Source organism: Runella aurantiaca, assembly GCF_003339505.1.
In the GTDB taxonomy this organism is placed as follows: domain Bacteria; phylum Bacteroidota; class Bacteroidia; order Cytophagales; family Spirosomataceae; genus Runella; species Runella aurantiaca.
The window spans coordinates 143,038-150,387 of record NZ_QPIW01000017.1 but is presented as its reverse complement, the minus strand read 5'-3'; the positions used below and the strand labels follow the sequence as shown (position 1 = coordinate 150,387).

Genomic DNA, 7,350 nt, shown 5'->3' with positions numbered 1-7,350 from the left:
AAGCGGATGCCTCAAAAAAAGAGGATAAGTCTGAAAAACACGAGGAGGATAGGTCGAGGTCTTGAAAATCAATCTTTTGCATCCGACAAATTTATGCCTTTTTTCCTTAGCCTGACGGCTATGGTGTGTCAGACCAACGAGTCGTACTTGCGCGAAGTGGCGCAAATACAAAATCTGCTCAACAGTCAGGTAGAAGGCTTTATCATTTCGTTGGCGCGCGATACCCAAGACCTTGATCACATCAATCGGCTGTTGCGCAAGCAAATCCCCGTGGTGATTTTTGACCGCTACGCCGAAGGAATCGAAGCCTCAAAAGTGATTGTGGACAATCAATTGGCGGCTTTTAAAGCCACCGAGCACCTCATCGAAAACGGTTGCCGACGGCTGGGCTGTTTGGCGGGGCCGCCCAATCTTTTGATCAGTAATCAGCGATTGGAAGGATTTAAGGAAGCCTTGCGAAAATATGATTTGCCTTACAACGAGCGTTGTGTATTTCACAGTGATTTTACGCAAGAAAATAGCATGATGCAAGCCCTGAGCATGATGGCCCTACCTGAGCCTCCCGATGGGATTTTGACCATGAGCGACCGCATTGCTTTTTCGACCATGTATGCCCTGAAACAGAAAGGAATACGCATTCCCGACGACGTGGCAATTGTCAGCTTCAACAACGAGCCTACCTGTATTTACCTCTCGCCGTCGCTGTCGAGCGTGAATCAGTCCATTCAGGAAATGGGCTCGCAGGTAGTGAGGCTGTTGCTCAAACAACTGGAATCGGAGCACAGCGTACCCGAAACCGTGACCCTCTCCACCCAGTTGATGGTCAGAGAATCTTCGATGCTGTCTAAGAAAAAAGTTAGTTGATTAGACACGCTTTTATCTTATTTAATGGGTAATTTTACCTCACTAAACTCCTTTATCAGGGATACTGTAAAAGATTAACAACTGTTCATAACGATATTTAATCATGCAAAGACGTTCAGCAATACGGAACTTGACCATGGCCGTTGGAGGATTGATGAGTCTTCCCACTTGGGCTTCGGGTTGGACTCCCGAATCCATCGGAAAGGTATCAACGTTGTCCTTGAGTGAAGAGGGGACATTGGCCGAAATCGTAGAAACCATCATTCCCGAAACTACCACCCCCGGCGCAAAATCACTTAAAGTGCATCAATTTGCGATGCGGATGATCAACGATTGCTACGGAGAAGCCGCCCAAAAAGGATTGAAAGAGGGCCTTGCTACGACCGACATCGCGTCCAAACTGGCGCACGGAAAAGTGTTTGCCGAAATAGAACCTGCCCAACGCCTTGAGTTGCTCAAAAAACTCGCTAATTCGCCCGATGTAGCCACGAAACAGTTTGTAAACATGATTAAAGGCCTGACCATTCAGGGGTATCAAAACTCTGAGTACGTAATGGTTAACATTCAGAAATACAACATGGCTCCCGGCTATTATCACGGCTGCGTTCCGATTGCCAAAGCACAGGGAAAGATGGAGAAAAAAACGGACCGGTAGGCCACTTATCAGCTAAAGCATAACCCACAAAATGTCTTATTTCAATATAGATTCCATCAAAGACCGTACGTTCGACGCCATCGTGATTGGTTCGGGCATCAGCGGAGGCTGGGCGGCCAAAGAGCTGACTGGCAAAGGAATGCGCACGCTCGTACTCGAACGCGGGCGCAATGTGCAGCACGTAACCGATTACCCCACCACCCTCAAAAATCCGTGGGAGTTTGACCACTTGGGTCAAATGCCCAAAGCCGTCAAAGATGCCAATCCCATCGTGAGCCGCTGTTACGCGTTCAACGAAGATGCGGCGCATTTCTTCGTGAAAGATGCCGAGCATCCCTACGTGCAGGAAAAACCGTTCGACTGGATTCGCGGCTATCAGGTAGGCGGGAAGTCCCTCCTCTGGGCGCGTCAAACACAGCGTTGGTCAAAATACGATTTTGAAGGCCCCGCCCGCGATGGTTTCGCGGTGGAGTGGCCCATTAGTTACGACGACATTGCACCTTGGTACAGCTATGTCGAAAAATTTGCAGGTATTTCGGGAAACAAAGACGGATTACCCCAATTGCCTGATGGGGAATTTTTGCCTCCACATGAGCAATCGTGCGTGGAAAAATACTTCGGTGAGCAAATGGCGAAGCATTACAGCGGTGCGCGTCCCATCATTATCGGACGTTGTGCGCACCTGACCAAGCCCAACCAAATCCACTACGACCAAGGCCGCGCGCAGTGCCAAAACCGCGCCTTGTGTCAGCGCGGCTGTCCGTACGGTGGGTATTTCAGCAGCAACGCTTCCACGATTCCGTGGGCGCAGCGGAGCGGCAAAATGACGATGAAGCCTGATTCTGTAGTGCATTCCATTCTATACGACGAGAAACTCGGCAAAGCCACGGGCGTTCGGGTGATTGATGCCCATACCAAAGAGGCCGTTGAATACTACGCCAAAATCATCTTCGTGAATGCAGCGGCGTTGAATACCAATTTGATTTTGCTGAACTCAAAATCCAATCGTTTCCAAAATGGTTTGGGCAACGACAGCGGCGTGTTGGGTAAATATGTGGCCTTCCACAATTACCGCACGAGTATCTCGGGCGAGTATGAAGGATTTATGGATACCACCACCGAAGGTATCCGTCCCAATAGCAGTTATATTCCGCGTTTCCGCAACGTATTTAAGCAGGAAACAGACTTTTTGCGCGGCTACGCGGCAGGTTTCGGCGCGAGCCGCATGACCTACAACGACCGCTCTGGCATGGGTGAAGACCTGAAAAACAGCCTTGCCGAGAAAAAATACGGCAACTGGCGCGTAGGCTCGCACATCATGGGCGAGACCATTCCGAAAGAAACCAACTTTGTGGCGCTCGACTCCCAGTTGACCGACCCGTGGGGCATTCCGCAGTTAAAGATTTCGGTCAGCTACGACGACAACGACGAGAAGATGATCAAGGATTTTCACGAGCAATTGACGGAGATGTTTACCAAAGCAGGTTTTACCAACATCCGCACCAACGATGTGCCCAACAAAGCCCCAGGCCTCGACATCCACGAAATGGGCGGCGTGCGCATGGGCAAAGACCCCAAAACATCAATGCTCAATAAATTTAATCAGCTGCACGCCTGTAAAAACGTATTCGTTACCGATGGTGCCTGCATGACCTCCACGGCCACGCAAAACCCATCGCTGACCTACATGGCCCTCACCGCCCGCGCGGCAGACTACGCCGTGAAGCAGTTGAAGGCGAAGAATTTGTAGCAATCTGTCATACCCGTCTGACGGTTTAGAACCGTCGGACGGGTAATTCTCATTATTTGCGAGAGCGGGGCATTGCTTCGCTCTTTTGCCGTTTTAAGCAGTTTGAATATTACCCACAACCTGTGCCGACGGAAGAGTATCAACGGCCGAATTTTACCCCAAAATTGACAAAGCCTAACTTGCCTGATTGGGTATTGAATGGGGCAGTGGTTGAAGTGTAATTGCCTCTGAATCGTTGCGAAATTTCAGTAAATGCAGGTGTATAGTTAGCAAACAATGAAATGTTACGATAGCCTGCTTCTGCCAAAAAGCTTATGCTTTTTGGATTGGAGTTATTAGTAACATAAAACACCTCTTTTGCCCTTACAATTGGGCCTTCTGACCACGTTGTTCGTCCCCCCCCCGAAGGATTACTGTTTGAAGAATAAATACCCCAATTATTAGGGTCTCCACTATGAATAGGTTGTTTTAGAGAGCTCTTATTTAAGCGAATCCCCAACCCAAATGAAAATGATTCTCGTCCTTTTTTATCCTTTAAAACGAGTTTGGGCATTATTTGAGCATAATAACTCATGGCTCTAACATCGGTTTGTTCAAGAATTGTGCCCAGCCCTTGGATATATTGCCATTTAGTATTGTTGAAAGTTCGCCAACCATCACTTTCTAAAAACTCTCTGGATATTGGATTAATGAGCATTAAATTTGAATACTCAAAACGTAGCCCTAACGCCTCAACTCCTAAGCCATACCGAAATTTAAACGCCATGCGAGATGTATTGACTAACGGAATATCATGAAGTAAACTTATCCCAACTGCGGAGCGCGCCCGAAGCCAAAGTGATTGGCGCATCTTAAAATCCGTAAGCCCGCTATTAGGCATGATTACATCTGGATTGCTAAGTCTGAAATATTCATATTCCCCAATGGGCTTTCCAAAAAAACGATAACTTCCCAATCCTACGTGGGCATTCAAAAATGTGTTTTTTTTGTAGCTCTGCCAGATTTTTTCCCATTTTGGAGTGGGTTTGGTCGTCGTAGTTTGGTACGACTCAGAACTCATTTGTAGGTGGTTAGAGATAGCCTTGGTGGAATCTTGTTTTTGATTCAAATCTCGCAGCAATTTATTGAGATCAAGTCGTTCGATGTTTTTGAGATCTTGCTGCGTTTTCCCGTAAAAAATCACTCGACTGTTTTTACCCGCATTGATGATAATGGAATCCGGCTGCTCAACGGCAAAAGTACTGTAGGCTGTTAAAAGGCAAATTGAAAAGATCGTTTTCATGGCTATATTAGTGTTTAACGTCAGGTGTTACAAAACTCTGCCCCACAAACGACCAGATTCCGGCACCGGGTTTTCGATCTAGGGCTTTTATGTCAAATTTTCGCTCTGTTCTTAGGCGTCTTGCCTGTTGGCTGAATCGTTGTAAGAAAGTTGTTTTCAACATGTCTTCAGCCACCGGCGGCGCATCGGGCAAATCTATATCAACCACCAAAACCCTTACTACGGGATTATTTTCAACAATGGGGGGTATTTCTGTAGCTACTGCAGCGGTTAAAACAGAGTCCTGCTCGGGAGTGCTTTTTACATCCACTGGAGCTGTTGACGGATTAGCAACAATAAATGTATCCTGTGTTTCCTTTTTTCTTTCGGCTATTGTTTCGCTCTTATGAAGGTTATATAATGGCTTCGAATCAGCTTTTTTGTTTTTAGTTGGAACATTCAAAGCAGACTTTATGCCTCTATCCTTTTCAACGGTTATGACACGCTTTATCATTGGTTTTTCAACTTCAGTGACTGCCCAAAACCAAACGTATCCTCCCATACATATTACCAAAGCCGCTGCCGCTGCAAAAGGCCACCAAAGCAATTTCCTGTTTTGATGTTGACGTTGTTCAATTTTTTGCCATACGTCTTCTGTACTCCATTCGAGCGGCTCTTGCTCCAACGCTTCCTCGTCGGTAAGGGAAGTGCGGATTTTATCGAACAATTTTTGATTTTGCATAGTCTTCGTCTAGTTCAATAATCCGTTTCTGCAATAACCCTTTGGCCTTACTTAATTGCGATTTGGAAGTTCCTTCGTTGATATTTAGAAGCTTAGCAATCTCAGCATGGGTAAAACCCTCTATTTCGTATAAGTTGAATACTGTTCGGTAGCCTACGGGCAACTGAGACACTAACTCAAGTATTTGGGCTGCCGTTAGGCATTCAATAACCTCGTTTCTGATGACGATTGTTTCATAATCAGTATCTGAAATCAATTGAAAATTCGCCCGTTTTTTAAGGGACTTCAGTGATTCGTTGACGGTGATTCGCTTAAGCCACCCCTCAAAGAGCATCACATTTTCAAACTTTGCCTTTGAAATGTTCTCAAAAATGGCGCAGAATGACTCCGCAACTGCATCTTCCGCTTCCATACGTTCTCGTAAATATCTGAATGCCAGTCGATATAACGTGTTTCCGTAGTGTTCAAAGATGTGTCTTTGAGCTTTTATATCACGCTTTTGAGCTTGCTGTATGATGGCGAGTGTAATCAAGAACAATTGTTTTGAGCGTATAATAAAATACAGACAGAAATGGTTGCCTGCGTTATGGATAAAACTTAAAAATGATTTTTTTGATGCTGTTTTTTGTGGAAACGACGGCATAAAAATATTTCCAATTCACCACTTTTAAGAGCTACATTTTTGCAGTATTTTGCTGTGAGAAAGAGCGGGAGAAGGGTTGTTAAAAGGAACAGCAATGGCTAATACCACCACTCTATCAAAGAATATGAGCATTAGGAGAGCACTTATTTGCCTATTGGCAGTGTTGTTTTTAGCAACAGTCGGCTGTAAAAAACAAGACCGAACAACCATGGTGTTTGGAATCATAACCAATGATATAAATCAACCGATTGAAAAAGTACCAGTTGAAATTCATGGTAATAATGGTATTATAGCCTCCTCAGGTGATAAGTTAACAACCGTTTATACCAACGAAAAAGGCGAATACAGTGTAACGCTTGATGTACCCAAAGGGTATCATTCAGTAGAGGTACATGCCAAATGGTACAGTGATACAACATTTGTTAATAAATATAAATATTCTACAGTGACCAAAAACAGAGGAGCTACCAGAGACTGCTGTCGTGGGGAAATAGGTCAGAAAACACAATATAACTTTGTTTTAATACCTTTTTAAACTTGTGCCGCTGTTGGTATTCTCACCATGGCCTTCTGGCTAAGAAAAAAAGTGACAACAAAGTCATAACGGTCATCGTTTTCATATCACTCTGTCAACTTCTTAATCGGGGTCAGCGCTACTTTTCTAAATTCCACTTCGGCGCCTTCGGCTTGCAGGGCGATGTGGCCTTTGTGGGCGGTGCAGTGAAAACCGTGGTTGACCATGTCGCCGTTGACCCAGACCTTGATGTGGTCGTTGAGACATTCAACCACCATCGTATTCCATTCACCCAAGGGTTTTTCGGAATTGTCGGTCAGGTTTTTTACGCGGCGTTCTTTGCCGTCGACCGTTCCCCAATTTTCTTTTGGTCCGCGCCGTTTTTCCATGTCTTCAACTTCGATGTTTTCGACAATGCACCAGAAATCGCCTGCATTTTTGTGCATCATTTGCGACTCGATGGATTTGGGAAACATGCCGTACAGCGCGCGTGGCGTGGATGCGTGGAGGAGGAGACCGCAGTTGCCGGGTTTGCCCGCAAATCGGTACTGGATTTCGATGCGGTAATTTTCATGAACGGCATCCGTAATCAAATGGCCTTGTGGCTCGCCTAAACTTACCAATAGGCCGTTGCGGATGATAAAGGGGTTTTTCAACTTGGGGTCTTTGTCCATTGCAGGCACGTCAATGTGCCAGCCCGTCAGGTCTTTGCCGTTGAAGAGGCTTTTTTCCTGCGCGTTGGCGGCAAAAATCAAGGAGCCGAAGAGAAAGAACAAAAGAATCGTGGTTTTCATGGATTTGGTGATTTTATCTTTATAAAAGGGCGCGGTATGCTGTTTTTACCGCTGCGGAGGTTGGAATGAAAGGCTACTCAAATACAAAGGGGTTTGTAAAAGTAAAATTTCAGAATGATGATTTATC

General features: G+C 45.6%; 8 protein-coding genes. 4 read left to right on the top strand and 4 right to left on the bottom strand.

Annotation, left to right across the window (positions count from 1 at the left end; genetic code table 11):
* Positions 1-93 precede the first annotated feature (93 nt).
* The 3 genes from DVG78_RS19450 to DVG78_RS19440 all read left to right on the top strand — a co-directional run bounded on the left by DVG78_RS19450 (position 94) and on the right by DVG78_RS19440 (position 3,269).
* Positions 94-864, top strand: coding sequence for a substrate-binding domain-containing protein (locus DVG78_RS19450; RefSeq protein ID WP_310589131.1), 771 nt, complete (start codon positions 94-96; stop codon positions 862-864).
* Positions 865-967: 103 nt separating this feature from the next.
* Positions 968-1,519 carry a gluconate 2-dehydrogenase subunit 3 family protein gene (locus tag DVG78_RS19445; protein ID WP_114462707.1) on the top strand — a complete coding sequence of 184 codons (552 nt, stop codon included), beginning with the start codon at positions 968-970 and terminating at the stop codon, positions 1,517-1,519.
* A 31-nt stretch (positions 1,520-1,550) separates the two neighbouring features.
* Complete coding sequence (locus tag DVG78_RS19440; RefSeq protein WP_114462706.1) at positions 1,551-3,269, top strand: GMC oxidoreductase; 1,719 nt, start codon at positions 1,551-1,553, stop codon at positions 3,267-3,269.
* A gap of 139 nt (positions 3,270-3,408) precedes the next feature.
* Here the strand turns inward: DVG78_RS19440 and DVG78_RS19435 are convergent, their stop codons facing one another.
* From DVG78_RS19435 to DVG78_RS19425, 3 genes are read right to left on the bottom strand one after another with little or no spacing between them, the layout of a single operon-like run.
* The gene (locus DVG78_RS19435) at positions 3,409-4,551 is read right to left on the bottom strand and encodes a hypothetical protein (RefSeq protein WP_114462705.1); all 1,143 of its coding nucleotides are present in this window, start codon (positions 4,549-4,551) and stop codon (positions 3,409-3,411) included.
* A 7-nt stretch (positions 4,552-4,558) separates the two neighbouring features.
* The gene (locus DVG78_RS19430) at positions 4,559-5,272 is read right to left on the bottom strand and encodes a hypothetical protein (protein ID WP_114462704.1); all 714 of its coding nucleotides are present in this window, start codon (positions 5,270-5,272) and stop codon (positions 4,559-4,561) included.
* Positions 5,247-5,804: an RNA polymerase sigma factor gene (locus tag DVG78_RS19425; protein ID WP_158550056.1), complete on the bottom strand. Its 558-nt coding sequence runs from the start codon at positions 5,802-5,804 to the stop codon at positions 5,247-5,249. Before DVG78_RS19425 ends, DVG78_RS19430 begins: the two co-directional genes overlap by 26 nt.
* 205 nt (positions 5,805-6,009) lie before the next feature.
* On the opposite strand from DVG78_RS19425, the gene DVG78_RS19420 reads away from it, so the two are divergent.
* Positions 6,010-6,450 carry a peptidase associated/transthyretin-like domain-containing protein gene (locus DVG78_RS19420; RefSeq protein WP_147277123.1) on the top strand — a complete coding sequence of 147 codons (441 nt, stop codon included), beginning with the start codon at positions 6,010-6,012 and terminating at the stop codon, positions 6,448-6,450.
* An 86-nt stretch (positions 6,451-6,536) separates the two neighbouring features.
* On the opposite strand, the gene DVG78_RS19415 is transcribed toward DVG78_RS19420, so the two are convergent.
* Positions 6,537-7,223, bottom strand: a complete 687-nt coding sequence (locus tag DVG78_RS19415; RefSeq protein WP_114462701.1) for a 3-keto-disaccharide hydrolase — start codon at positions 7,221-7,223, stop codon at positions 6,537-6,539.
* Between the last annotated feature and the right edge of the window lie 127 nt (positions 7,224-7,350).